Source organism: Streptomyces sp. NPDC001985, from assembly GCF_040296845.1.
GTDB lineage: Bacteria > Actinomycetota > Actinomycetes > Streptomycetales > Streptomycetaceae > Streptomyces.
The window spans coordinates 1-2,240 of the sequence record NZ_JBEOYB010000180.1 but is presented as its reverse complement, the minus strand read 5'-3'; the positions used below and the strand labels follow the sequence as shown (position 1 = coordinate 2,240).

At 70.8% G+C, this 2,240-nt stretch carries 1 protein-coding gene; it reads right to left on the bottom strand.

Annotated features, from left to right (window positions below):
* A partial coding sequence (locus ABT122_RS33435; protein ID WP_351559937.1) for a non-ribosomal peptide synthetase occupies positions 1 to 2,240 on the bottom strand: 2,240 nt, incomplete at both ends.

The window sequence follows — 2,240 nt, the reverse complement described above, 5'->3', positions numbered from 1 at the left end:
TCCACCCGCACCAGAGCCGGCCGAACAACCCCACCCCCCACCGAACGCCCCAACAAACCCGCAACCGACGGCGACTCAAACAAATCCCGCACCGAATAACGCACACCGAGGACCGTCTCGATACGGCTGATGAGTCGGGTCGCCAGCAGCGAATGCCCACCCAGCTCGAAGAAGTCGTCGTGGACGCCGACGCGGGGCAGACCCAGGACATCGGCGAAGAGCCCGCAAAGGATGTCCTCCCGGGGAGTGCGGGGCCCGTGGCCGGTGACGGCGGTGGTGAAATCGGGGGCGGGCAGGGCACGGCGGTCGAGCTTGCCGTTGACGGTGAGCGGGAGGCGGTCCAGTACCACCATGGCCGCCGGGACCATATGGGCCGGCAGTTCCTGTCCCAGGTCGCGACGGAGCCCTGCGCCGTCGAGCCCTGTCCCCGTCTCCGGAACGACATAGCCCACCAGCCGCACATCACCCGGCCGGTCGGTGCGGGCGAGGACCGCCGCCTGGGCGACGCCCTCCCGGCGCAGCAGCGCGGCCTCGATCTCCCCCGGCTCGATCCGGAAACCCCGCACCTTGACCTGATCGTCCGCGCGCCCGAGATACTCCAGATTCCCGTCCGCGCACCAGCGCACCAGATCCCCCGTCCGGTACATCCGCGCCCCGGCAGGACCGTACGGATCGGCGACGAACCGCTCCGCCGTCAGCCCCGCCCGATCCGCGTACCCCCGCGCCAGCCCCGGCCCCGACACATACAACTCACCCACCACACCCGGCGGGACCAGCCGCAGACCCGCGTCCAGCACATACAGCCGCAGATCGGCGACCGGTCGGCCGATGATGCTGGCGCTGGAGTGGATCGAGGCACGGTCCAGGGTGAAATGGGTGGTGTAGATACTGGCCTCGGTGGGCCCGTAGGCGTTGACCACGACCGGGGCGGTGGGCCCGGCATGGCGCTCGTACCAGCCGGTCAGACGGCTCGGGTCCAGTGCCTCGCCGGCGAGGAAGATCCAGCGCAGGGCGAGCCCCGCGCCGGTCCGGGGCTCCTCCTGATCGGCCTGGTCGAGCTGGTGGAAGGCCGACGGTGTCTCGCTGAGGACGGTGACCCCCTCCCGGACCAGGAGCCGGAGCAGCTCCGCCGGTGAGCGGGTGGTGGTGAAGGGGATCACGACCAGCTTGCCGCCGTTCAGCAGCGCTCCCCAGATCTCCCAGACGGAGACGTCGAAGGAGGAGGAGTGGAAGAGCGTCCAGACATCGTCCGGGCCGAAGGCGAACTCGGGGTGCAGGGACGCCATGAGCCGCTGCACATTCCGGTGCGAGACGACCACGCCCTTCGGCCTGCCGGTGGAGCCCGAGGTGTAGATGACATAGGCCCGGTTCTCCGGACTCGGCACGGCGGTACGGTCCGCGTCGGTCGGGTTGGAGTCGGGGTGTGCCGCGAGCGCTCGCCCGGTCCCGGGGTCGTCGAGCACCACCCGGGGGACACCGGTCCGCGGCAGCCGCTCGGCGACATCGGCCGTGGTCAGTACGGAGACGGGGCGGGAGTCGGCGAGCATGAGGGCGATCCGCTCGACGGGGTACTCCGGGTCCACCGGCACATAGGCCGCGCCGGCCTTGAGCACCGCCAGTATCCCGATCACTGTCTCCGCCGAGCGGGGCAGCGCGAGTGCCACGGTCCGCTCGGGCCCGGCGCCCTGGGCGATCAGGAGCCGCGCCAGCCGGTTGGCCCGCGCGTTCACCTCGGCATAGCTCAGCGACAGATCGCCGAACACCACGGCCACGGCGTGCGGCGACCGCGCCACCCGCTCCTCGAACAGCGTGTGGAGACATCGCGGCGCCGTCTCCGGCGCCTGCGGGTTCCACTCGACGAGCAGCCGCCGGCGCTCGGGCTCCGAGAGCACATCCAGCCGGCCGGTCAGCTCGTCGGGGTTCTCCACGACCCTCTCCAGAACCCGGAGGAAGCGCGCCATGATCCCGTCGACGGCCTCGCGCTCGAAGAGGTCGGGGCGGTAGGTCAGCCGTACGGTCAGCTCGTCGCCGGGCACGACCGACAGCGTCAGCGGATAGTGGGTGACGCCCTCGCCATGGGTCCGCACCCCGGTGAGCCGGAAACCCGCCTCGGGTCCGACGAGACCGTCGAGCTCCAGGGGGAAGTTCTCGAAGACGGTGGTGGTGTCGAAGAGTTCCCCGGTTCCGGTCCCGGTGGTCTGCTGGATGTCCGCGAGGCTCAGATACTGATGGTCCAGAAG